General features: G+C 59.5%; 21 protein-coding genes. 11 read left to right on the top strand and 10 right to left on the bottom strand.

What is annotated here, in order from left to right:
- Positions 1-125: 125 nt before the first annotated feature.
- On the bottom strand, positions 126-1,580 hold the full coding sequence (gene guaB, locus HY2_RS05790) for an IMP dehydrogenase (protein ID WP_034825536.1): 1,455 nt from the start codon (positions 1,578-1,580) through the stop codon (positions 126-128).
- Between the two features lie 164 nt (positions 1,581-1,744).
- Here guaB and HY2_RS05785 point away from each other — a divergent pair, with 164 nt between their 5' ends.
- Positions 1,745-2,911, top strand: a complete 1,167-nt coding sequence (locus HY2_RS05785) for a PrnB family protein (protein ID WP_051594769.1) — start codon at positions 1,745-1,747, stop codon at positions 2,909-2,911.
- 12 nt (positions 2,912-2,923) lie between these two features.
- Here the strand turns inward: HY2_RS05785 and HY2_RS05780 are convergent, their stop codons facing one another.
- On the bottom strand, positions 2,924-3,337 hold the full coding sequence (locus HY2_RS05780; protein ID WP_051594768.1) for a hypothetical protein: 414 nt from the start codon (positions 3,335-3,337) through the stop codon (positions 2,924-2,926).
- Positions 3,338-3,602: 265 nt separating this feature from the next.
- On the opposite strand from HY2_RS05780, the gene HY2_RS05775 reads away from it, so the two are divergent.
- Positions 3,603-3,899 (top strand): dodecin family protein, encoded by a 297-nt coding sequence (locus HY2_RS05775; protein ID WP_051594767.1) that lies wholly within the window; start codon positions 3,603-3,605, stop codon positions 3,897-3,899.
- Here the strand turns inward: HY2_RS05775 and HY2_RS05770 are convergent.
- On the bottom strand, positions 3,896-4,603 hold the full coding sequence (locus tag HY2_RS05770) for an RlmE family RNA methyltransferase (RefSeq protein ID WP_034825531.1): 708 nt from the start codon (positions 4,601-4,603) through the stop codon (positions 3,896-3,898). The two genes, HY2_RS05775 and HY2_RS05770, sit on opposite strands and share 4 nt — an antisense overlap.
- On the bottom strand, positions 4,593-5,738 hold the full coding sequence (locus HY2_RS05765; RefSeq protein ID WP_051594766.1) for a Ppx/GppA phosphatase family protein: 1,146 nt from the start codon (positions 5,736-5,738) through the stop codon (positions 4,593-4,595). Before HY2_RS05765 ends, HY2_RS05770 begins: the two co-directional genes overlap by 11 nt.
- Positions 5,739-5,912: 174 nt before the next feature.
- Between HY2_RS05765 and hspQ the strand changes: the two genes are divergently transcribed.
- The gene (hspQ, locus tag HY2_RS05760) at positions 5,913-6,242 is read left to right on the top strand and encodes a heat shock protein HspQ (protein WP_034825640.1); all 330 of its coding nucleotides are present in this window, start codon (positions 5,913-5,915) and stop codon (positions 6,240-6,242) included.
- Between the two features lie 30 nt (positions 6,243-6,272).
- On the opposite strand, the gene HY2_RS05755 is transcribed toward hspQ, so the two are convergent.
- On the bottom strand, positions 6,273-8,048 hold the full coding sequence (locus tag HY2_RS05755; protein WP_034825529.1) for an SLC13 family permease: 1,776 nt from the start codon (positions 8,046-8,048) through the stop codon (positions 6,273-6,275).
- A gap of 81 nt (positions 8,049-8,129) precedes the next feature.
- Positions 8,130-9,590: a D-glycero-beta-D-manno-heptose 1-phosphate adenylyltransferase gene (gene rfaE2 / locus HY2_RS05750; protein ID WP_034825526.1), complete on the bottom strand. Its 1,461-nt coding sequence runs from the start codon at positions 9,588-9,590 to the stop codon at positions 8,130-8,132.
- A gap of 159 nt (positions 9,591-9,749) precedes the next feature.
- Here rfaE2 and HY2_RS05745 point away from each other — a divergent pair, with 159 nt between their 5' ends.
- From HY2_RS05745 to HY2_RS05725, 5 genes are all read left to right on the top strand, one after another.
- Complete coding sequence (locus tag HY2_RS05745) at positions 9,750-11,207, top strand: cryptochrome/photolyase family protein (RefSeq protein ID WP_081814947.1); 1,458 nt, start codon at positions 9,750-9,752, stop codon at positions 11,205-11,207.
- Complete coding sequence (locus HY2_RS05740) at positions 11,204-12,520, top strand: NAD(P)/FAD-dependent oxidoreductase (protein WP_034825523.1); 1,317 nt, start codon at positions 11,204-11,206, stop codon at positions 12,518-12,520. The genes HY2_RS05745 and HY2_RS05740 overlap by 4 nt, the downstream gene beginning before the upstream one ends.
- Positions 12,517-13,326, top strand: a complete 810-nt coding sequence (locus HY2_RS05735; protein WP_051594765.1) for a DUF1365 domain-containing protein — start codon at positions 12,517-12,519, stop codon at positions 13,324-13,326. Before HY2_RS05740 ends, HY2_RS05735 begins: the two co-directional genes overlap by 4 nt.
- Positions 13,323-14,546: an SAM-dependent methyltransferase gene (locus HY2_RS05730; RefSeq protein WP_034825521.1), complete on the top strand. Its 1,224-nt coding sequence runs from the start codon at positions 13,323-13,325 to the stop codon at positions 14,544-14,546. Before HY2_RS05735 ends, HY2_RS05730 begins: the two co-directional genes overlap by 4 nt.
- A 173-nt stretch (positions 14,547-14,719) precedes the next feature.
- Complete coding sequence (locus HY2_RS05725) at positions 14,720-15,409, top strand: hypothetical protein (protein WP_034825519.1); 690 nt, start codon at positions 14,720-14,722, stop codon at positions 15,407-15,409.
- An 85-nt stretch (positions 15,410-15,494) separates the two neighbouring features.
- Here HY2_RS05725 and HY2_RS05720 read toward each other — a convergent pair whose 3' ends face one another.
- The 3 genes from HY2_RS05720 to tpiA all read right to left on the bottom strand — a co-directional run bounded on the left by HY2_RS05720 (position 15,495) and on the right by tpiA (position 18,534).
- Positions 15,495-17,132, bottom strand: coding sequence for a CTP synthase (locus tag HY2_RS05720; RefSeq protein WP_034825517.1), 1,638 nt, complete (start codon positions 17,130-17,132; stop codon positions 15,495-15,497).
- 63 nt (positions 17,133-17,195) lie between these two features.
- On the bottom strand, positions 17,196-17,690 hold the full coding sequence (secG, locus tag HY2_RS05715) for a preprotein translocase subunit SecG (protein ID WP_034825636.1): 495 nt from the start codon (positions 17,688-17,690) through the stop codon (positions 17,196-17,198).
- A gap of 94 nt (positions 17,691-17,784) precedes the next feature.
- Positions 17,785-18,534: a triose-phosphate isomerase gene (gene tpiA / locus HY2_RS05710; protein WP_034825515.1), complete on the bottom strand. Its 750-nt coding sequence runs from the start codon at positions 18,532-18,534 to the stop codon at positions 17,785-17,787.
- Positions 18,535-18,619: 85 nt separating this feature from the next.
- Here tpiA and HY2_RS05705 point away from each other — a divergent pair, with 85 nt between their 5' ends.
- From HY2_RS05705 to HY2_RS05695, 3 genes are read left to right on the top strand one after another with little or no spacing between them, the layout of a single operon-like run.
- Positions 18,620-20,533 (top strand): peptidylprolyl isomerase, encoded by a 1,914-nt coding sequence (locus HY2_RS05705; RefSeq protein WP_034825512.1) that lies wholly within the window; start codon positions 18,620-18,622, stop codon positions 20,531-20,533.
- Positions 20,530-21,957: an anthranilate synthase component I gene (gene trpE / locus HY2_RS05700; protein WP_034825510.1), complete on the top strand. Its 1,428-nt coding sequence runs from the start codon at positions 20,530-20,532 to the stop codon at positions 21,955-21,957. Before HY2_RS05705 ends, trpE begins: the two co-directional genes overlap by 4 nt.
- Positions 21,954-22,538, top strand: a complete 585-nt coding sequence (locus tag HY2_RS05695; protein ID WP_034825509.1) for an anthranilate synthase component II — start codon at positions 21,954-21,956, stop codon at positions 22,536-22,538. Before trpE ends, HY2_RS05695 begins: the two co-directional genes overlap by 4 nt.
- Here HY2_RS05695 and HY2_RS05690 read toward each other — a convergent pair.
- Positions 22,535-23,011, bottom strand: coding sequence for a pyridoxamine 5'-phosphate oxidase family protein (locus tag HY2_RS05690; protein WP_034825507.1), 477 nt, complete (start codon positions 23,009-23,011; stop codon positions 22,535-22,537). The two genes, HY2_RS05695 and HY2_RS05690, sit on opposite strands and share 4 nt — an antisense overlap.
- Between the last annotated feature and the right edge of the window lie 34 nt (positions 23,012-23,045).

Genomic DNA, 23,045 nt, shown 5'->3' with positions numbered 1-23,045 from the left:
CGGATACGTTACCGCCCATCAGAAAGCGCGGCGTCAACCGCAGTCGCACGGCACACATGGTCGGCTGTGTCCACGGCCTCGCATTCTCGCCCGGCTGCGCGAGTCTTGGCGTGGAAACGCTCTGCTTACCGCGTCAGCGAGTAGTTCGGGCTTTCCCGCGTCATTTGCACGTCGTGTACGTGGCTTTCCTGCAGGCCGGCACCGGTAATCTGGACAAACTCCGCCTTCTGATGAAGTTCGTTGATGTCCTTCGCGCCGACATAGCCCATGGCCGCACGCAGACCGCCGACCATCTGGTGCACGATCGGCCCGAGCGGACCCTTGAACGGCACCTGGCCTTCAATACCCTCCGGCACCAGCTTCTCCTGCGCCGCATCCTTCTGGAAGTAGCGGTCAGCTGAGCCGCGGGCCATGGCGCCGAGGCTGCCCATGCCGCGATAGGCCTTGTACGAACGACCCTGATAGAGGAACACCTCGCCCGGCGCTTCTTCCGTGCCAGCGAACATGGAGCCCATCATCGCCGTTGACGCGCCGGCGGCCAGCGCCTTGGCAAAGTCTCCGGAGAATTTGATCCCGCCATCGGCGATCACCGGAATACCGCTCACCTGCGCGGCGTTCGCGCAGGCCTCAATGGCGGTCAGCTGCGGCACGCCGACACCGGCGACGATCCGCGTCGTGCAGATGGAGCCCGGCCCGATACCGACCTTCACGGCATCTGCGCCCGCATCGATCAGCGCCTTGGTGGCTTCTGCGGTCGCCACATTGCCCGCGATGATCTGGACGGAGTTTGAAATCTTCTTCGCGCGCGTCACGGCTTCGGCAACGGATTTGGAGTGTCCGTGCGCGGTGTCGATGACAACACAGTCCGCCCCGGCCTCGATCAGCGCTTCCGTGCGCTCAAACCCGGCATCGCCCACTGTGGAGGCGGCCGCAACGCGCAGGCGCCCTGCAGCGTCTTTCGCGGCGTTCGGGTTTACGGCGGCCTTGTCCATATCCTTCACGGTCAGCAGGCCGACACAGCGATTGTCGTCATCCACGATCACCAGGCGCTCAATCCGGTGCTTGTGCAGCAGGCGGCGGGCCTCTTCATTGGACGTGTCCATCTTCACCGTCACGACCTCGCGGGTCATCAGGTTCGCGACTTTCTCATTCTTGTCTTCGGCAAAGCGCGTGTCGCGATTGGTGATGATGCCCACCACCTTGCCGAACTCGTCGACCACAGGCACCCCGGAAAAGCCGGTGCGCTGCTTCAGCTCGATCAGTTCGCCCAAACTGTCGGTGGGGCTGATCGTGATCGGGTTCATCACCACGCCGCTCTCATATTTCTTTACCATGGCGACTTCGCCGGCCTGTTGTTCGACCGTAAAATTGCGATGGATCACCCCGATGCCACCGGCCTGCGCCATGGCGATGGCCAAGCGCGCCTCGGTCACAGTGTCCATCGCCGCAGAGATCAGCGGAATGTTGAGCGGAATGGCTTTGGTGAGGAAGGTAGAAACATTCACTTCCGCGGGCATGACCTCGCTTGCGCCAGGCTGCAGAAGCACGTCGTCGAAGGTAATGGCTTGTCGGATTTTCATCTGGGGAGCTCCCTTTTTGGCCCCATAAGGGAGTCGCGGGCCTTTGTGAAGTCCTCTCCTGAAAATCCCACTGCAAGCCAGCCATTCTTTGACAGATGGGCTGGGCAGGCGGAATTTCTCCGGTTAGTTTCATTCGAAACAAAATGCCTCGGTATGGAGACCTTATGAAACTTTCTGATTATGGATTATCACGCGAGCGTGGCTTCCTTTCTTCATTTGACCCGGCAGAGGTAGAATTGCCCGGTTTTCTGAAGCCCGCCCGCGAGACCGCCCTCGCCCTGCCGCGTATCCTACCGACCGGCCGGGTCCGTGCCCACCTGGAGGCGCTGCCAACGGTCGACCTCAGGGAGTTCTGCACAACAGCGCCGGAAGCCGAGCAGCGCATCGCCATGCTGCACTACAGTTTCATGGTCCAGTCCTATGTCTGGGGAGAGCCTGAAGCGCCGAGTGTGCTGCCTGCCTGCCTCGCCGTGCCGATCTGGCAGCTTGGGCAGAGCCTCGGCCAGCCACCCCTTCTGCCCTATTCCAGCTACACGCTCGAAAACTGGGGACGTTTTGATACCAGCGGCCCAATCAATTTGTCCAACATCTACACGCTACAGCATTTTGATGGCGGCCTGGATGAGGCCTGGTTCATTCTGGTTCATGTCGCAATCGAGGCGCGCGCCGGCGAACTGCTGGAAGAAACCACACAGCTGATCCAGCATGTGAACGAGGAAGACGCCCCGGCCATCGAGGCGAGCCTGACAGCCATGTCTGCCGCATGGGATGACATCAATGCCATTTTCGACCGGATGCCGGAGCGCTGCGACCCTTATATCTATTTCCACCGCGTGCGGCCCTGGATTCATGGCTGGAAGAACAACCCTGCGCTTGGTGCCGGGCTTGTCTATGAAGGCGTGGAAGAAACAGGTGGTGCTGCGCAGGCCTTCCGGGGGCAGACGGGCTCGCAATCTTCCATCGTGCCGGTCATGGATGCTCTGTTCAGTGTTGGCCATGCCGCAGATCCGCTGCGCACTTTCCTGGACGAGTTGCACGCCTATCGCCCGCCCTCGCATCGTCGATTCATTGAAGATATCCGCGCGAAGAGCGGCCTTCGCCAATATCTGGAAGGCACGCGCAATACGCTCCTGACGAAGCTCTATAATGACAATGTCAGTCAGCTCGCCCGCTTCCGTACGCGACATCTCGAATACGCGGCTAGCTATATCAACAAGCAGTCAAAGGGCGGCGCGGGTAATGATCCCGATGTCGGCACCGGCGGCACGCCCTTCATGAAGTATCTGAAGAAACACCGCGACGAGGCGGAGGCGCACTTCTTGCCTGTTTAGGCCTGCTCCCGATCAGTCAACACAGATCGTCGGAGTGGCCTTGCCGTCTTCGATGGTCGCATAACACCCGAACGGGCTGTCGGTGACCTGGCATGTGCCGGTGACGGTCTCGCCAGGCTGGGGCATCGTCTCGCTGATGTTCAGGCGGCACTGGCCCAGGCAATCATCATTGTCGGAACAGGTCTTGCCCGCATCGGCATAGGTCTGGATGCATTGCTGCCAGCCCAGCATGCCGTCGCGGCGTACTTCCCCACCCGCGTCTTCGCATTCGGCGCGTTCGGCGGCGGTCGCGACTTCTCCTGCGAACTGGATCTTTTCATACGGGTCAGCCCTGCCGCCATAGGCCTGATCCTCGCCGTAAACCTCCTGAAGATAGGCGCAGCCGACCAGCAGGATAAAAGAGGTCAGAAGAACAAGCTTGCGCATATAGGGGCGTCCTGTTGCTAGAGCTGAGGTGATCAGACCGGAGTACAGCAGAGTATGACGGTTCGCTTGGTTAGCGAAACTTTAAATCCAGATGCCTCGAGTGTAAAACCAAGAAATGTTGGCGATAACATAGGTTATATTCGGCCCTTTGGCACGGAAGTCGCATACAAATTGGAACGAAATGAATGCTGCCGCATAGTTTTAATGACGGGCCCGATATGGATCAGGTTGTTCAACGTCATAGTAGAACAGGTATTAAAAACGCATGGGATCTGGCTCCAAGATTGAACGTCAAATCACCGGGACATCCAATGTTTCCGTCGATGACGCGATCGAACGGGGGCTTACAGCCGCGCACATCAAATTTGGCCAACCGGACTGGTTCAAAGTCGGGAATGTCCGCGGATTTATCCATGAAGGCCGTGTAACCCATTATGAGGTCACGCTCGAACTAGGCTTTGCGGGTGCAGAAAAGCTTCATGAATCAGGCGACTATTTCCGCTCTGCCTGCGGCGGTAAGCCTATGACAAAAATACGCCCCAGCATGGACGTGCGCTACTAGCCCTTAAAACCTTTTGCCACCACGAAGATTTCCGGACTGCCCGCACGACTGGCAGGCGGCTTGATGTGCTTCACAGTCTTGAAGTGCGCCTTAAGCGCGTCCAGCACATCCTTGGTCGCCCCGCCCTGAAACACTTTCGAACAGAAATTCCCGCCCGGCGCGAGGTGCTCGATGGCGAAGGCCACAGCCATTTCGACCAGAGCCACGGTCCGCAAGTGGTCCGTCTGCTTGTGGCCAGTCGTATTGGCTGCCATGTCTGACAGGACCAGATCCGGCTTGCCGGTCAGCCCCTTCAGCAGCTCAGCTACATCATCCGGTTCGGTGACATCGCCCTGGACAATATGCGCGCCCGGCACCGGTTCGACCGGCAACAGGTCTATCCCCGAGACCTCAATCGCGCCCTTTTCCAGCGCTACCTGCATCCAGCCACCCGGCGCGCAGCCAAGGTCCACCACACGCTGGCCCTTGCGCAGCAGGCCTATCTTCTCGTCGATCTCCAGCAGCTTGTAGGCGGCCCGCGCGCGATAGCCCTCATCCTTGGCCTTGCGAACATAGGGGTCCTGCAACTGGCGCTCGATCCAGCGCTTGGAGCTTTCATTCTTGGCCCGGTGCGCCGTCACCTTCCGTTCGCTCATCTGGCGACCGGATGTATTCTTGTCTGCCTTGCCGGGGCCTTTCCAGCGCCGCTTGTTATCATCCGGCATGTCCAGTTTCTCCGCTTGTCGTGTTGGGTGTTGATGCTTGGCCCATCTCACCAGTCTTCTTGCCACCACGACCGCCGCGACGTTTCCGGCGCGGTTTCTTCTGCCCATACATCATGCTCAGCAAGAGGCCCTCTCTCAGGCCCCGATCGCCAACGCGCATGCGCCCGGCCGGAAAGGCCGTCCAAAGCGAGTCCAGAATAGCACAGCCCGCCAGCATCAGTCCCGCGCGCTCTTCACCAATAGTTGGCAGCGCCGCGCGGCCATCGGGGCCGGACTCCACCAGCAGACGCAGCACATCCTGACCCGATTTACGGCTCAGCCAGGTGCCGTCCACACGGTCCCGGCGATACCGGTCCAGCTTCAGATGCACCCCAGCGAGGCAGGTCACCGTTCCGGACGTGCCGATTAGATGCGCCCCACGCTGCCCCATTGCAGACCGGATGGCCGTCGTCCCCTGCCAGGCATCTATCACGCTGGCACAATGACCCATCATGGCAGGATAGGCTTCTGCCTCGGGCAGATGCGCGAAAGCCTCGGTCAGCGTCACAACGCCCAGCGGCAGGCTGGTCCAGTTCTGGATCGGTGCGCGATGGATCAACCCTTTCAGGCCATTCGCACGGGCCATCTCGGCATTAAGCCAGGACAATTCGGTTGAGCCGCCGCCAATATCCACGACCAGCACTGACGGTGCATCTCCGCCGATCAGGTCATGACAGCCAATGCTGGCCAGCCGCGCTTCTTCCTTGGCACCGATAATCTTGAAGGTGAGGCCGGTTTCCTCGTGCACGCGACGGATAAAGTCCGGGCCGTTCTCGGCTTTCCGGCAGGCTTCTGTCGCAATGCAGCGCACCTTGCCGACGCCATGGGCCTTTAGTTTCCGGCGGATCGCGTGCATCGCATCCATGGCTCGCTCAATCGAGGCATCGGACAGGCGGCCTGTTTCGTGAAGGCCTTCCCCCAAACGTGCAATCTGGGAATGCGAATCAACCACACGGAAAGTCTTCCCGTGCGGCGCAGCCACCAGCAGGCGGCAATTATTTGTCCCAAGATCCACGGCAGCATACAGCTCCGAAGGCTTGGCGGTGCGCGGTCGGCCGCGATTACCGCGCCGTCCCGCTGCTTTTTTGTCAGCCATAGTGTGGCCCAAATTTATGTCTTGTTGCATGGTGTATCACAGGAGCGGGAAATGGCCAGACGCACATCTCTCTTCGGATGGCTGCGACGCAGCAAAAAGACCGGAGGTCGCAAGACCTCTGATGGTGCGCTATTGCTCGATAAGCCCGTGAATCCTGACCATCTATATAATGACGTGACCCCGCTGGTTGCGAAGTTCCAGATCGGCCAGGTCGTGCGCCACCGGCACTTCCCTTTCCGGGGTGTCATCTTTGATGTGGACCCTGTATTTGCCAATACAGAAGACTGGTACCAGTCCATCCCGGAAGAAGTTCGTCCCCGCAAGGACCAGCCCTTTTACCATCTGTTTGCTGAAAATGAGCGCACACACTATGTCGCCTATGTCTCGGAACAGAATCTGGTGCCGGACGAGTCGGATTCCCCCCTCAACCACCCGGACATCCCGGAATGGTTCGATCTGACCCCGCGCGGCACTTATGAGCTGAAAAAAGGCGTCGCGAACTAGGCTGGCGCAATCATCGTGCGTTTGTAATGTTCAGTGCAGATAGAACACGTAGATCGCCAGGCTGGTTGCGAAACCGACCACTAGATTCATCGGCACCCCAATCTTCAGGAAGTCAGAAAAGCGGTAATTGCCTGCCGCGTGAACAATTGTGTTCGTCTGATAGCCAATCGGGGAGGCAAAGCTCGCGCTTGCCCCGAACATGACCGCCACGACCAAGGCACGGGGCTCTATCCCCAGCTGACCGCCCACAGCGATCACCAGCGGGGTCATGATCACGGCCACAGCCGTATTCGTCACCACTTCCGTCAGGCCGGAGGTCAGCAGGTAGATCAACAGTACCAGCCAGAAAGGAGACGCCATCCTCAGCACAGGCTCCAGCCCGCTGACCAGCGACTCGACGCCGCCCGCAGACTGCAACCCCTCTCCTACCATCAGCATCGCCACAATCAGCGCAAGCACGCTTGCATCCATCGCCTCAAAGGCATCATTCAGTGTAAGGCAGCCAAAGGCCAGCACCGCTCCGACACCGATCATGGAGGTGATCAACAACGGCACTCCCAAGACCGCAGACGACAGGATAACCGCCAGCAGAATCGCAATTGCCAAGGGGCCACGTTTACGGCGGAACGGTTCTACTTTCAGCGAACGGTCCACCACCAACGCACTGGATGTCGCCAGATCCCTAAGCTCCACCTCCGTGCCATCGACGATCATCCGGTCCCCGGCCTTCAGACGCGCATTCGCCAAATTTGGTCCCGGCAGACTGCCAAACCGGGTCAGGCCCCGCACCGTCACCGCATGGCGCGAGAGATATGACATGTCTGAAATGCGCCGTCCGATATTCGGGTCATTCGACGTCACGGTAACATGCGCATGCTCTTCCTCGCCGCCCTCGTGCTGGCGCATCTTGATGCCGATCCGGAACAAGCCACTCTCAACCAGCGTGATCAGCTCCTCCAGATTGGCGCGCAGTGTTATGCGGTCACCTGCCTTCAGTTCTGCGCCCTCCTGCGCAATGGCCAGGCGCTGATTTCCCCGGTTCAGGGAAACGATATTGATGCCCTTCTTGGTCAGTTCCGCGACATCTTCGACCAGCCTGCCCACTGCTACAGAGTCTTCGCGGACGAAAGCATCGGTCAGATAGGACGTATCGAGCGCGGGCGCCTTCACATCACCCGGGTCTTTCGGCAGCAACAGCCAACCGAGCCCCAGCAGCATCGCTATACCGAAGGCAAAGGTCACAAGTCCGACAGGCGTGATCTCGAAAATACTGAACCGCTCTAGGCCACTCTCATGCGCCACCCCCGCCACCAGCAAGTTCGTGGACGTCCCGATCAAGGTGCATGTCCCGCCCAGTATCGAGATATAGGACAGCGGGATCAGCAGCTTCTTCTCGGAAATCTTCAGCCGCTGCGCCAGTTCGATCACAATCGGCAGAAGAATGACGACCACAGCCGTATTGTTCACAAAGGCCGAAGCTATCGACACGGTCGCGCCCAGCAACAGCAAGGCCCCCATTGTGGACGTGTCGGCCACTTTCAGAACAGTTGCCGCCAAGGCATCGAGCACCCCGGTCCGTCTCAGAGAGGCAGCCAGAATGAACATCGCCCCGATCGTGATGGGTGCGCTATTGGAGAAGGCTGACGTAATGCCGTCCTGATCCAGATAACCAAGCAACAGGAAACCAGCCGCCCCGATTATGGCCAGGGCCGCTGCCGGCAACAGTTCCAGGAAGAAGCCGACAAACATGAACGCAAGAATGCTGAGGGAAATCAGGGCGGCATGCTCTGAAAGAAACGGCTCCATGCAGGCGATCCTGTTGTGATTATTCCAGCCAGAACGCCTACCTCTCATGCGGGTTGCATGAGTTTCCTGTCACCAGACAGTTTATTTCGACTGCGCCCGCTCAATCGCAGCCGTCGTTGACTGACCGTCCACCAGCGGCACGATATGGACGCTGCCGCCACGCGCCTGAACAATGTCCGCGCCGACAATCGTATCAATGGAATAATCCCCGCCCTTGACCAGCAGGTCCGGCTGCAACGCCTCGATCAGGTCCAGCGGCGTATCTTCCTCAAACACGACGACCGCATCCACAGCCGTCAGGCCGGACAGGACACGCGCCCGCGAATCAGCATTGTTTACCGGTCGGCTCGGTCCCTTCAGGCGAGACACCGAGGCATCCGAATTCAACCCCACGACAAGCCGTCCGCAGCGGGACTTTGCCTCTTCCAGCACGCGCAGATGTCCGGGGTGGAGTATGTCAAAGCAGCCATTGGTAAAACCGACCGTGAGGCCGGTATCGCGCCACGCCTCAACCTGTGCCTTCGCCGCATCGAGCGACAAATAGCTGACCCCTCCATTGCGCAGGCCCAACAGCAGGGCCGTCTCCAGTTCTGCCGCAGAGACTGTCGCCGTCCCTGCCTTGCCAACAGCAATGCCGGAAGCTGCAATCGCCAGGCTGACCGCGTCTGAAAGGCTGCCTCCACCTGCAAGGCCCAGTGCTAGCGCGGCAATGCTTGTGTCCCCCGCGCCGGAGACATCATACACTTCACGCGCCTGCCCGCTGCGATGCTGCGGAGCCTCGCCCTCCCTGGCAAAGCTCATGCCCTTCGCGGCGCGTGTCACGACAACAGACTTTGCCGGCAGCACGGATTGCGCTGCGGTCAGCGCCTTTTCGATCTCATGGTCAGACTCCACTGGCAGGCCTAGCGCTATTGCCAGCTCACTCGCATTCGGTTTCAACAGGTCTACCGCGCCATAGCGTGCAAAATCCCGGCCTTTCGGGTCAGCAATCACCGGCACGCCATTCTCGGCGCCGGCTTTCAGAGCTGCGGCAATCACACCATCCGTTACGGCGCCCTTGGCATAGTCCGACAGGATGATCACAGCCGCATTGGGTGCTTCATCCGTAATGGAGGCGATTAGTTCGGTTTCAGACATGGAATCAATGGCGCCCGTATCCTCCGCGTCCACGCGCAGCAATTGCTGGCCACCTGCCACAAAACGCGTTTTCAGCGTTGTGCTGCGTCCGCGCATGGCGATCAGGTCGGCCTCAATGCCCTCGATATTTCCCAGCAATTCGGCCAGCTCCCGGCCCTCGGCATCATCTCCCACGACGCCCAGCAGGCTGGCAGACATACCCAGCGATGCCAGATTACGCGCTACATTGCCTGCCCCGCCTGGCATGGCCGCTTCACGGGCCCGGCGCATGATTGGAACTGGCGCTTCGGGAGAAATGCGTGTGACACTGCCATAGACAAAACGATCCAGCATCACATCGCCCACACAGACCACACGCTTGCCAGAAGCGGCCCGGATCAGGCCTGTAAGGGATGTACCTGCCATGACGTCTACCTGTCTTTCCTTGTGGTTGATTCCACGCCTAATGCTCCACCTATAACCGGGCAGACACAGGGGCGGAAGGCTAAGCGCTCATGCGGTTGATCCAGTTGGCGACTTCACGCGTAAAGACTGCACAACACCCGAGAAGACTTGAGGAAATTCGTGACGCAATCTTCCCCCGCCATAGTCTGGTTTCGAGAAGACCTTCGACTGACGGATAACCCGGCCCTGCAGGCGGCGGTATCTTCAGGGCGTCCGCTCGTCCTGCTCTATATTCATGATGAAGAGACCAAAGGCCTGCGCAAGCTCGGCGGCGCTTCCAAATGGTGGCTCGACAAATCCCTGAAGGCGCTTGCCGCTGACATTGAAGATGCTGGCGCACAGCTCACCTTGCGGTCCGGTAAATCTGCCGATGTTCTGGATCAGGTCATCGAGGAAACCGGCGCAGAGGCGATCTTCTGGAACCGCCGCTATGAGAAGCCGGAGCGAGACCTCGACGCTGCCATCAAGGAAGATCTCAAATCCCGGGGCCTTTCCGTCAGCAGCTACAATGCGCGCCTGCTGAACGAGCCCTGGGACATCGAAACCAATGCGGGCGGCTATTACAAGGTGTTCACGCCTTACTGGAAATCCGCAAGCCAGAATTACCGCCCCGCGCCGACACTGGGAAAGGCCTCCGCCCTGTCCAGCCGGGAAGTGAAATCCGAAAAGTTGAAGGATTGGGACCTGCACCCGTCCGGGCCTGACTGGTCCACCGGATTCGACGATCACTGGACACCCGGCGAGGCAGGCGCAATCCAGCGCCTGAAAGACTTTCTCGACGGCCCGGTCAATGGCTACAAGAAAAACCGCAATCGTCCGGATCTGGACGATTCCACGTCCGGCCTCTCTCCGCATCTGCGCTTTGGCGAAATCGGCCCGGCCCAGATCTGGCGTGCCGTTCAGGCCGGCATGGAATCCGGTCAGGTAAACGAGAGTGACGGCCGGAACTTCCTGTCGGAAGTCGGCTGGCGGGAATTCTCTTACACCCTGCTCTACTACAATCCGGATATCGCGACCGAAAATTACAACGACTCCTTCCAGCACATGCCCTGGCGCACGGACAGCTTCGCTTATGAGGCCTGGACCAAAGGCCAGACCGGCTATCCCATCGTCGATGCCGGGATGCGCCAACTGTGGCACACCGGCTGGATGCACAATCGTGTACGGATGATTGTCGCATCCTTCCTGACCAAGCATCTCCTCCTGCCCTGGCAGAAGGGAGAGGCATGGTTCTGGGATACGCTGGTCGATGCAGACCACGCCAACAATCCCGCCAGCTGGCAATGGACAGCCGGTTCCGGCGCTGATGCAGCCCCCTATTTCCGTATCTTCAACCCGATCACCCAGGGCGAGAAGTTTGACGAGACCGGAGATTATGTCCGCACTTGGTGCCCGGAATTAAAAGACCTGCCGCTGAAGCACCTTCACGCACCCTGGGAGGCCGATGACGCCACGCTGGAGAAAGCAGGCGTCAAACTCGGTGACACTTATCCCAAACCGATTGTCGAGCATTCCGACGCGCGTCAGCGCGCTCTGGACGCTTATGATACCCTCAAGAAAAAGAGAGACGCTGCATGAAACGCATCGCCATCATTGGTTCCGGCATTTCCGGGCTCGGCGCAGCCTATGCCCTGAAGGACACGGCCGAGGTTACGGTCTTTGAAAAGTCCGACCGTGCCGGAGGCCATGCGTGTACGCACGTCTTTGACTATGACGGTCACGAGACCGCCGTAGACCTTGGCTTCATCGTCTATAATGCCCTGAACTACCCGAACCTGATCGGCTTTTTCGATGCCCTGAATGTACAGACCCAGCCATCGGACATGAGTTTTGCCGTGTCCGATCCTGATGGCTGGGAATGGGCCTCCACGCTGAATGGCATCTTCGCCCAGCGCCGCAACCTGTTCAGCCCCAGCTTTCACCGCTTCTGGCGTACCATTCTGAAGTTCAATGACATCGCAAGGGAAGAGCTTGCCTCCGGCGCTATCAACGACACAACCCTCGGCGCATGGCTGGACCGGCATGGTTTCTCTGCGGAGTTTCGCTCCAATTACATCCTGCCCATGGGCGCAGCAATCTGGTCCACTTGCGAGAAGAAGATGCTGGACTATCCGGCGATGAGCTTCTTCCAGTTTTTCGACAATCACCGCCTGATGCACAAGGAGCGCCCGAAATGGCGCACCGTCACCGGCGGCAGTCGTAACTATGTCGACCGCGTCGTGCGTTTGCTGGGCCCACGGCTCCGTCTGAACACCGGGGTGCAGCGCATCTTCCCCTTTGGTGAGCATGTTGCGGTCGTCACCGATGCCGGCAGGACTCAGGTCTTCGATGATGTGATCCTTGCCACCCATTCAGACCAGGCCCAGCGCATGGTGGAAGGCAAGTTCGAAGAGCAATCCTTCCTGCTGCGCTCGGTCCGCTACCGCCCGAACCGCATCTATCTTCACCGCGACCCGGCCCTGATGCCGTCCCGCAAGGCGGCATGGGCCAGCTGGAACGTATTGAAGCAGGAAAGCGGCGATATCTGCCTCACCTACTGGATGAACCGACTGCAGGGCTTGCCGGATGACCGCCCGGTCTTCATCACGCTCAATCCGGATACACCGCCGCGCGATGAATTCACCTTTCTGGAATACAATTTCGACCACCCGCAATTCGACGCAGCGGCTGAAGCGGCCGTACGCGGACTGAACCGTATCCAGGGCCAGGACGGCCTGTGGATCGCCGGCGCATGGATGGGGCGCGGCTTCCATGAAGACGGCCTGAAAGCCGGCCTTTCTGCGGCGCTCTCGCTTGGTGGTCAGGTGCCATGGCAGGCCGAAGGGGTGGACATTCTCCAGCCCTCCCGCAAACTGCGTGCAGTGCCCGCTGCTGCAGAGGTGTCCGTTTGACCGCCCCCGCCCTCAATCTGTGGACCGGCCAGACCGTGCATATGCGCTACACCCCGTTTGAGCGCCGCTTTGCCTATGATCTTGTCCTGATTGATGTGGACATTGACCGCCTGGAAGAGGCCGCCCGCGCCTCCCCCCTGTTCAGCGTCAATCGCCCCGGCCTGTTCGCCTTTCATGAGGCAGACCATGGTCCCCGCCAAAAAGGCACGGCCTTGCGTCCCTGGGCGGAAGACATGCTGTCCGGTGCGGGTGTGGATTTGGACGGCGGCGCGATCCGCCTTGTTACCTTTCCGCGCCACCTGTTTTACAAATTCGCGCCGCTCTCCCTCTGGTATGGCTACGGGCCGGACGGTGAGCTGCGCGGCATCATCTACGAAGTGAACAATACGTTCGGGGAGCATCATTGCTATGTCGCCGCAGTATCAGGCGCGCGCGATGTTCATGCCGCACCGAAATCCTTCCACGTGTCGCCCTTCTTTGACGTGACCGGAACCTACCGCTTCACGCTCCGCGCCCCGGAAGAAAAAATGGGCGTTGTCGTGGAAAGCCTGAAAGACGGGAACCGCCTGCACATGGCCAATATCACCGCGCGCAAGCGCCCTGCGACGACGGGAAATCTCTTGAAACTTGCCCTTAAAAATCCCCTCTCGACGCTGGGCGTCACACTCGGCATTCACTGGCAGGCATTACAGATCTGGCGGCGCGGCGCAAAGTATCACTCTAAACCCGCCATGCCGGAATCGCCCGCGACGATTGCATCCGGCTTACAAATGCGTAATCCTGCTAACAGGAGGGATGCCGCATGACCGAGGTCATACTAGCCAGCAGCCAGTCCATCCGGAACCTGAAAGGCGTTCCGACCAGCTTTCGCCTGGCCGCCTTTGCCCTGCTCAACACCAGCAAGGGGCATATCACTTTTGTCTTGCCGGATGACCGTGCCCTGAAGTTCCAGAATGACCAGCCTGGTCCGGACGCCACCATCATCGTGCATGATTATGACTTTGTGAAACGCGCCATGGCTGGCGGCGATGTAGGGTTCGCTGAGGCCTATATGGACGGCCAATGGTCCACACCAAATCTGACAGAAGTGCTACGCTTCTTCTCGGCCAATTTTGACAAGGTCGGCAAGCTGGCTGTTGGCGGCGTCATCGTGCGCTGGGCCAACATGATCCGCCACATGTTCAATCGTAATTCAAAGGAGGGCGCGAAGAAGAACATCATGGCCCATTATGATCTGGGTAATGACTTCTACAGCTTGTGGCTGGATCCCTCCATGACCTATTCCTCCGCCATGTTCGACAGTCCCAATATGAGCCTGGAACAGGGCCAGCACAACAAGTACCAGAACATCTGCAACCGGATCAATGCGGGCCCCTCTTCCGATATCCTTGAGATTGGCTGCGGCTGGGGCGGCTTTGCCGAATATGCCGCCAAGCATCGCGGATCGAAAGTCACGTGCCTCACCATCTCTCCATCGCAGCGTGAATACGCCATGGCCCGCATGCAGCGCGAAGGCCTGTCAGAACGCGTCGAGATCCGCCTCGAAGACTACCGGGACCATAAGGGCATCTATGATGGTGTTGCCTCCATTGAAATGTTCGAAGCCGTCGGCGAGTCCTACTGGCCCAGTTATTTCGCCAAGATCTATGAAAGCCTGAAACAGGGCGGCAAGGCCGCGCTGCAGATCATCACCATTGATGATGACATCTTCCCGCGCTATCGCAAACGTGTGGACTTCATCCAGCGCCACATTTTCCCGGGCGGAATGCTGCCCAGCGAAAAGGCCCTGAAGGAAGAGTTCAATACAGCCGGCCTGCGCCATGATGGCGTCACCTATTTCGGCCAGGATTATGCCCGCACCTGTCATGAATGGGCCCGCGCCTTCAATGACAAATGGGACGAGATCAAACAGATGGAGTTCGACGAACCCTTCCGCCGCATGTGGAACTTCTACCTCTCCTATTGCGAAGCAGGCTTCCTCGACGGCCGCATCAATGTCGGCCAGTTCCAGGTCTCAAAGTCCTGAATATCCCTCCCCCGCAAGAGGGAGAGGCCAAAGGCGTGGGAGGTGAGATCCGCCTCTTGCGCCGGGGTAAAAAAACCTCGCCTGTCCACGCTCAGAGCTGAAAAACAGCAACAATAACAAAGCCTCTGCCTATCTAAATCCTTCGCAAAGCGCCCCGCTCCATCCTTACGGCCATGGATTTGCGCTACACGCCCCCACCGCAGATACGTGCAGCCGTCTGGCTGATGCTGAATGTACTGAGTACGGAGCTTGTCCGTTTGCTCGCGCGCCATGGCATCAATCGCCACACGCCGCTTCTGCCGCGCCGTGTGATTGAAGGCGTCAGCCGCTTCCTGTCACAGGCCGAGCCTGCCTTGCGCCGTTGCCTGTGGCTCGCGGCGGCAGAACTTGGCGCCCTGCCCGCCTCAAGCCGCACTCCGGCAGAACCCGCGCCCTCACGCCCGGCCACCCCCTCCGAAACACCAAAGCGCGATACCCAGCCCCTCTTCCGCCTGTTTGAAACAAAAGGCAACAAACGTCCCGGCACAATCCCGCCGCCTCCGGTTCGCACCAGCGGCCCACGCATACGCTTTCTGGATGCGGACGATATTCCTGACATCAACGAATACCCGAAACTGCCGGAAGACATCCTGCCGGCAAAGCGTCTCGTCCGCCGTCTGATGGCTCTGGACCACGCGCTGGATTATCGCCAGCACTACATCAACAAGATCCGCCGCCTGCTGGGCACGGCCCGTCCCCAGATCGCAAAAGTCGCCAGGCGGTTGTTCCATCGCGGCCCCCTGACGCCGCAGCAATGCAACACGGCCCGCCTGCTGGAGCAGGAGGCGCACGACGTTCAGCCCTACTTTCTCAACACGTCCTGAGGCTTGCCCCACCCCAAAAACAAACGCCCGGCCGGACCATTTGTCCGCGCCGGGCGCCAGTGCTGCGTGAAAGAAAGTTCCCGGCCTAAACCAGACGGCTCTGCTTCACGGCGGCTTCGATAAAGCTCGCAAACAGCGGGTGCGGCTCGAAGGGCCGGGATTTCAGCTCCGGGTGATACTGCACACCGATGAACCAGGGATGGTCCGGCAGTTCGAAAATCTCCGGCAGCTTGCCGTCCGGTGACAATCCGGAGAACAGACCACCCGCCTTTTCCAGCGCTTCCATATAGGTCGCGTTTACCTCATAGCGGTGACGGTGGCGTTCGGAGATGTCCAGCGTGCCATAGATCTCGGCAACCTTACTGCCTTCCTTCAGGCGAGCCGGGTACGCGCCCAAGCGCATCGTGCCGCCCTTGTCGGTCTTCTCGTCGCGCAGGACGGTCTCGTTCCCCTTGGTCCACTCTTCCATCAGGCCCACCAGCGGTTCCGGCGTCTCCGGATCATTCTCGCTGGTGTTCGCGTCGATGATGCCCGCCATGTTGCGCGCGGCCTCGATGACGGAAAGCTGCATACCATAGCAGATGCCAAAGCACGGCACCTTGCGCTCACGGGCAAACCGCGCCGCCCGCATCTTGCCATAGGCACCGCGTTCGCCAAAACCGCCCGGCAGGATGATGCCGTGCACGCCTTCCAGAATGTCCAGCGGGCGCTGCTCATCATCAAATTCCTCGGAATTGATGAGGCGGACATCCACTTTCACCTTGTTGGCAAGGCCGCCATGGGCCAGCGCTTCCGCGACGGATTTATAGGCATCCGGCACATCGGTGTACTTGCCGACCAAGCCGATGCAGACATGACCGTCCGGATGATGCGTCGTGTGGGCAATTTCGTGCCAACCTGACAGGTCTGGCTCCGGCGCGTCATCAATGCGAAAGTGCGCCAGCACTTCCTTGTCCAGACCTTCGGCGTGGTAGGATTCCGGCACATCATAGATGTGGCCCACGTCGCGCGCTTCGATCACGCTGGACGGGCGCACATTACAGAAGCTGGCAATCTTGCCCTTCTCATTCTCCGGGATCGGCCGGTCACAGCGGCACAGCAGGATGTGCGGCTGGATGCCGATGGAGCGCAGCTCTTTCACGGAGTGCTGTGTCGGCTTGGTCTTCATTTCGCCAGCGGCCGGAATGTAGGGCAGCAACGTAAGATGGATGAAGCAGGCGCGCTCCGGACCCAGCTCCTGGCCCAGTTGGCGGATCGCCTCGAAGAATGGCAGGCCTTCAATGTCGCCCACCGTGCCGCCGATCTCGCACAGCACGAACTCCACATCCTCGCCTGGATCGGACAGGACGAAATCCTTGATCTCGTTCGTCACGTGCGGGATCACCTGGATGGTCGCGCCGAGATAGTCGCCGCGGCGTTCCTTCTCGATGATGTGCTTGTAGATGCGGCCCGTCGTGATGTTGTCCGACTGGCGGGCCGAGACGCCGGTAAAGCGCTCATAATGGCCGAGGTCCAGATCGGTCTCCGCCCCGTCATCGGTGACATAGACCTCGCCATGCTGGCGGGGGCTCATCGTGCCGGGGTCGACATTCAGATAAGGGTCAAGCTTGCGCAGGCGGACCTTATAGCCACGTGCCTGAAGCAAAGCGCCGAGTGCGGCGGAAGCGATACCCTTGCCAAGGGAGGACACCACGCCGCCTGTAATGAAAATATAGCGGATCATGGGATCACCCTGATGCCGTGATTCGGAAATATTTGACGCAGGGAAAACACCTACGCGGCGCAATTATTGGGGATTACTTTCCCCGCCATCACCTTCCGGCGCAGTCTCCGTGGCAGTAGCCTCATTTGCAGGGGCTTCTTCCACAGGCGTATCGACGGTCGGGTCTGTCAGAGTGGTCGGCAGATTATCATCAGCTTCCGGTGTGCCGAGGCCTTCCTGGCCTTCCAGCAGCGGGGCTGTCGGGTCCAGCAGGTCTGCCGGGCTTCCGGTGCCCGTGGTCGCATCGTCCGCGCCCAGCGCCCGCTCGACTTCCGAACGGGTGTCATTGTTGCGGTTGGCAATGGTCGTCAGCGCCAGGCTGGTGACAAAGAAGATGCCGCCAAAGATGATCGTGGACCGCACCAGAGCGCCAGCAGCGCCCCGTCCGGACATCAGGGAGCCAGCACCGCCACCACCACCACCCAGTCCAAGGCCACCGCCTTCGGACTTCTGAAGCAACACGAGGCCAGTCATCACGATACACGCAATGATATGAACGGTAAGTATGACAGTCTGCATGGCGGGTGCGTCCCAGTGAAATTCAAGCGGCCCGCATATCGTCATTGAACGCGGACGCCAAGCCTTGGGCTTCAGTCTTGTTTAATTTGGCAGTCTACTTTGCTTGCGCGTAGATGGCGAGGAAGTCGGTCGCCTTCAAGCTGGCACCCCCGATAAGCCCCCCATTTACGTCATCTATGGCCAGAATTTCCCCGGCATTGTCCGGTTTCATGCTGCCGCCATACAGCAGAGGGATGAGATCTGCCTTTTCCGGGCCGAATCGCTCGCCCAGGCGGGCACGGATGGCGCGGTGCACTTCATCAATCTGTTCCACACTGGCCACTTCGCCCGTACCGATGGCCCAAATTGGCTCATAGGCAATGACAATTTGTTCGGCATCCACACCAGCCGGAATTGAGCCTTTGATCTGGCTTGCCACGAAATCCAGCGTCTCGCCGGCCTTGCGCTGTTCCAGGCTCTCCCCGATGCAGATGATCGGCGTCAGGCCTGCCCGCAGCGCTGCTTCGGCCTGCGCGGCGACGGTTTCATTGTTTTCGGCATGATCCATGCGGCGCTCAGAATGACCAACAATGACGTGCGATGCGCCCGCATCTGCAAGCATTTCAGCAGATATGTCCCCTGTATGCGCGCCACTGGCTTTCGGGTGACAGGTCTCTCCGCCTACCTTGAGCGCAGAGCCCTGTGCAGCCTCTGCGGCAAGCGCCAGAAGGGTCGCCGGAACGCATAGCAGAACCTCAACCCCTTCGCGTGCTTTACCCATCTCCGAGGCGACTGTCCGGATTTCCCCAAGGCTTTCTTTGAGCCCGTTCATTTTCCAGTTACCGGCTATCAGTGTTCTGGCCATAAGCTATCCCTATCTTGAAAGACATTGCCGGGTCGCCTAGCAAGCACTGGACCACCCCTCAACCTGCCAGAAAGACGCTGCCGATATGCTAGCCTTGATGAAAAGCCTGATGAATTCCTTCGTCGGGAAAATTATTGTCATGATCATCATCGCGGGGATGGCGTTCTGGGGCGTGGACCAGATGTTCGCGCAGATCCGCGGCGGCTTGGGGTCAAACCTCGCCGCTTCGGGCAGCCGCTCGATTGATCCGCAGGCTTTTGACCGCCGCGTCGAGACTGTGATCCGGAATATCAATGCCGAATCAGAAGAGCCGATGACAAAAAGCCAGCTGCAGGAACAGGGTATGATTGACCAGCTGTTCCAGATGGAAGCGGCTAAACTCACCCTGCTCGGCTTTGCCGAATCCATCGGCATCCACCCTTCCGCGGATGCTGTGGTAGAGGAATTGAAGACGGTCGACGCCTTCAAGAACCCGCTCACCGGCGCGCTGGACCTCGATACCTATCGCCAAGTACTCTACAGCAGCCGCATCACACAGAAGGAATATGAGCAGCAGGTCGCAGATGATCTGATCCTCAAGGCCCTGCGCAATGGGGCCAATGCGGCCATCTATCCGGCCAAGACACTGTCGAACCTGCAGGCCCGCTACATTGGTGAGGAACGTGAAGTCGCCTGGTTCCTGTTGGATGCCACCAAGCTGCCGGAGCCGGATGCCCCGACAGACGAGGAAGTGCGCGCCTTCTATGATGAAAACCTCGAAAGCCTGAAACAGCCTGAGCGCCGCATGATCGACATGCTCAAAATGTCGTCGGAAGACTTCATCTCTCAGGTCACGGTCACCGATCAGGAGATCGCCACGATCTATGAGGCCAGCAAGACCGAGCGCTATTCCGAGCCTGACACCCGCACCTATGTGGAGCTTTACTTCGACACGCGCGAAGCAGCCCGCTCGGCTTTTGGCCTGCTCGCAGCCGGCGGCGACTCTGCTAGCCTGCAAGGGGTCGCCAATCGCGAAACCAAAACAGGCCGCAAGGAAGGCACCGCTGACAAGGATCTGGCCGAAGCCATGTTCGGGCCTGGCAAGCAGAGTGGCGCCCTGTTTGGCCCGGTCGAGCGTGGCAATCAGTGGATGATTGCCCGCCTGATGTCTGTTCAGCCAGGTGCTGTGCTGCCGCTGGAACAGGTGGAACAGGAAATCCGCGACCAGCTCTCTCGCGAGCGCGCTGAGGTCATGCTGTATGAGAAGATGGAAGCTCTCGACCGCGCCATCGGTGCCGGCTATCCGCTCAGCCAGATTGGCGAGGAGCTGAATGTTCCGATCATGACGTTCGCCCCCGTTGGTCCGCAGGGAGTGACCGAGGAAGGCGCGCCCATGGTCAGCCTGATCAATGCCGGCGATGCCTTCGCGCAGGCCTTTCAGATCCCTGTTGGTGAAACCAGCAACCGCTATGACGGCCCGACCGGTATCTTCCTGACCTCTCCTCGCAAGATCATCGAGGCCTACACACCGGAATTCGACCAGATCAAGGAACGCGTCCGCCGCAACCTGCTGCGCGAGCGTGAGACAAATGCCCGCCAGACGGCTCTGGACCAGCTGAAGGAGCGTCTCCAGTCCGGCGAGACCACGCTGGAGGTCGAGGCCCGCAAGTCTGACACAGAGGTCGAAAGTCCGCCCGCCCCGATCTCACGTCGAAATGCGGCTGATACCGGCCTGCCGACTCAGGCCATCGCCTCCATCTTCTCCGGCAAGGAAGGCGAAGTCTTCACCTTCCCGAGCCGTGACGGCAACATTGTTCTGGTACTTGAAGTGCTGAGAATCACGCCGCCGGACGAGACCCAGATCGCGAGCATCGCGCCGATTGCCGATACCTCTCTGATCACCTCGCTGCAGTCTGATCTTAATCAGGCCCTCGATGGAGAGATCCAGGCGTATATGAAACTGCGCACCAATGAAGCCGCCCTGAACGCCTACAAGGCTTCGATTTCGACAGACCAATGAGCCAGGCACAACTGATCGTCCGGCGGCGCATCGGGGATATAGAAACTCCCGTTGCAGCCATGCTGAAGCTCGGCGACGAGACGCCCGGCAGCTTTCTGTTCGAGTCCATTGCGGGCGGCGAACGTCTGGGCCGCTATTCCTTTATCGGGCTGGAGCCTGGTCGCTGGTTTCGCATCCTGAATGGCAAGGCAGAAATCGCCAGAGATGTCAGCTTTTCTGAACCCGTTGAACAGGATGGGGATCCGGTCACGGCGCTGAAGGCTTTTGTCCGCGATGCCCGCGCCTCGGCTGACGAAGCCCTGCCGCCCATGGCGTCCGGGGCTTTCGGCTATGTCGGCTATGATATGATCCAGTATGTCGAGCCGGTTAAAATCACCAAGCCGGATATGCTGAACGTGCCCGAGACGCTGCTGGTCGTGCCACGCGTCGTTATCGTGTTCGATCACATCTATCAGGAGATCCTGCTGATCGGCCGTGTCGAGGATGGCCAGGATGTGGAGATCAACGCCCTGCTTGATGAAGTGGAGCAGAAGCTGGAGCGCCTGCCCCAGATGCCGCCTAAGGACCAGGCGCCGGTGCTGGTCGAGCCGGTTTCGAATACCTCTCAGGAGCGCTATTTCGAGATGGTCGAAACCTGCAAGGACTACATTCGTGCAGGCGACATCTTTCAGGTTGTACCGAGCCAGCGTTTCTCGACGCCCTTCCCGCGCAAGTCCATCAGCTTCTATCGCGCCCTGCGCAGGTTGAACCCGTCCGCCTTCATGTTCCACATGAATCTGGGCGATGTCTGCCTCGTCGGCTCCAGCCCGGAGATCCTTGTGCGCGTCCGTGATGGCCGCGTCGCCATCCGTCCGATTGCCGGCACCCGGCCGCGTAGTGGGGACGCCGAGGAAGATGCCCGCCGCGCGCAGGATCTGCTGAACGATCCCAAGGAGATCGCCGAGCATCTGATGCTGCTGGACCTTGGCCGCAATGATGTCGGCCGTGTCGCCGCCTATGGCAGCGTGACCGTTACCGAGCAGTTCATCGTCGAGCGCTATTCCCACGTCATGCATATTGTCAGCCATGTTGAGGGAGACTTGCGCGAAGGCCTCGACAGTGTTGATGCGCTGTTTGCCGGCTTCCCGGCAGGCACAGTGTCAGGTGCCCCGAAGATCCGTGCCATGCAGATCATCGACGAGATGGAAACCCATCGCCGCGGAATCTATGGCGGCGCGGTCGGCTATTTCGGCTGGAATGGTGATCTCGACACCTGCATCGCCTTGCGCACCGCCATCATCAAGGATGGCCAGCTGCACATCCAGGCGGGCGGCGGGGTCGTGCTAGATTCCAAGCCTCAATACGAATATGACGAAACCGTCCACAAGGCAGGCGCCCTGCGCCGCGCTGCCGAACTGGCTGCCTCCTATGAGTTTGACCAATGAGCGCGAAGAAGAAGCACGTCCTCGTCATCGACAATTATGACAGCTTCACCTGGAATCTCGTCCACTATCTGGAAGAGCTGGGCGCAGAAACGCGCGTCGTGCGCAATGATGAACTGACGGTCGAAGAGGCTCTCGCCAGCGGTGCAGACGGCATCCTTCTGTCGCCGGGCCCCTGCTCTCCGAATGAGGCGGGCATCTGCGTGGCGCTGATCCAGGGTGCGCCGGAAGACCTGCCCATTCTGGGCGTCTGCCTTGGCCACCAGTCGATCGGTCAGGCCTTCGGAGGTGAAGTCATCACCGCGCGCGAAATCCGCCACGGCAAACTGTCAGACATCCACCAGACCGGCGGAGACCTGTTTGCGGGACTGCCGGAAAGCTACCGCGTCGTGCGCTATCACTCTCTTGCTGTGAGGCCGGACGGTCTGCCGGATGTGCTGATCGCCGATGCCTTCACCGATGACGGCGAAGTTATGGCCCTGCACCACAAGACGCGGCCGATCTACGGTGTGCAATTCCACCCGGAAAGCATCCTCACCGAACACGGCCACGCCCTGCTCAAGAACTGGCTGGACAAGCTCTAGAAGCTGATCTCGAAATGCTCGCCGATATCAGGTTTGGAATCGGTGAGGTTCGCCTTGGCCACTTCAAACATGAAGACCGCGCCATTCTTGGCGGTCCAGATTTCACCATCCTTGAGGGATAGCTTCAGCAGCTGGACGTCCGGATCATTCTTGCCGTCTTCGTACCAGCTGGCGGCGACAAAGCTCCAATACTCTTCCAGCTTTTTTGGGTTTATCTCGGAGGTGATACGTCCGCGCAGGCTGGCATAGAGGCCCTTCTTGTCATTGCAGATGATATAGTGCGCATCCTGACCATCGGCGTGATCGCTCATGTAGGTGCCTTTCGCCGTGATGAACCAGATCTCCCTGTGGTTTTCATCGACATAATGGGACATCGGAACCGCGCGGCCATCAATGACCAGCATGCCGGTCCGGCAATCATCCAGTTTGTCCCAGAACTTCTCGGTCTGCTCTTTGTCTGCAATATTCGTCATGAGGGGGGAATCTCCATTGTCTACTAACTGGAGT

This window comes from Hyphomonas pacifica (assembly GCF_000682675.1).
Classification (GTDB): domain Bacteria; phylum Pseudomonadota; class Alphaproteobacteria; order Caulobacterales; family Hyphomonadaceae; genus Hyphomonas; species Hyphomonas pacifica.
Note: the sequence above shows the minus strand (reverse complement) of the source record. Positions and strands in the feature narration are given on the sequence as shown.

Coding starts and splice junctions, on each gene's coding strand:
- guaB (WP_034825536.1), bottom strand. CDS start 1,580: ATGAAAATCCGACAAGCCATTACCTTCGACGACGTGCTTCTGCAGCCT.
- HY2_RS05785 (WP_051594769.1), top strand. CDS start 1,745: ATGAAACTTTCTGATTATGGATTATCACGCGAGCGTGGCTTCCTTTCT.
- HY2_RS05780 (WP_051594768.1), bottom strand. CDS start 3,337: ATGCGCAAGCTTGTTCTTCTGACCTCTTTTATCCTGCTGGTCGGCTGC.
- HY2_RS05775 (WP_051594767.1), top strand. CDS start 3,603: ATGGGATCTGGCTCCAAGATTGAACGTCAAATCACCGGGACATCCAAT.
- HY2_RS05770 (WP_034825531.1), bottom strand. CDS start 4,603: ATGCCGGATGATAACAAGCGGCGCTGGAAAGGCCCCGGCAAGGCAGAC.
- HY2_RS05765 (WP_051594766.1), bottom strand. CDS start 5,738: ATGGCTGACAAAAAAGCAGCGGGACGGCGCGGTAATCGCGGCCGACCG.
- HY2_RS05755 (WP_034825529.1), bottom strand. CDS start 8,048: ATGGAGCCGTTTCTTTCAGAGCATGCCGCCCTGATTTCCCTCAGCATT.
- rfaE2 (WP_034825526.1), bottom strand. CDS start 9,590: ATGGCAGGTACATCCCTTACAGGCCTGATCCGGGCCGCTTCTGGCAAG.
- HY2_RS05740 (WP_034825523.1), top strand. CDS start 11,204: ATGAAACGCATCGCCATCATTGGTTCCGGCATTTCCGGGCTCGGCGCA.
- HY2_RS05730 (WP_034825521.1), top strand. CDS start 13,323: ATGACCGAGGTCATACTAGCCAGCAGCCAGTCCATCCGGAACCTGAAA.
- HY2_RS05725 (WP_034825519.1), top strand. CDS start 14,720: ATGGATTTGCGCTACACGCCCCCACCGCAGATACGTGCAGCCGTCTGG.
- HY2_RS05720 (WP_034825517.1), bottom strand. CDS start 17,132: ATGATCCGCTATATTTTCATTACAGGCGGCGTGGTGTCCTCCCTTGGC.
- secG (WP_034825636.1), bottom strand. CDS start 17,690: ATGCAGACTGTCATACTTACCGTTCATATCATTGCGTGTATCGTGATG.
- tpiA (WP_034825515.1), bottom strand. CDS start 18,534: ATGGCCAGAACACTGATAGCCGGTAACTGGAAAATGAACGGGCTCAAA.
- HY2_RS05705 (WP_034825512.1), top strand. CDS start 18,620: ATGCTAGCCTTGATGAAAAGCCTGATGAATTCCTTCGTCGGGAAAATT.
- trpE (WP_034825510.1), top strand. CDS start 20,530: ATGAGCCAGGCACAACTGATCGTCCGGCGGCGCATCGGGGATATAGAA.
- HY2_RS05695 (WP_034825509.1), top strand. CDS start 21,954: ATGAGCGCGAAGAAGAAGCACGTCCTCGTCATCGACAATTATGACAGC.
- HY2_RS05690 (WP_034825507.1), bottom strand. CDS start 23,011: ATGACGAATATTGCAGACAAAGAGCAGACCGAGAAGTTCTGGGACAAA.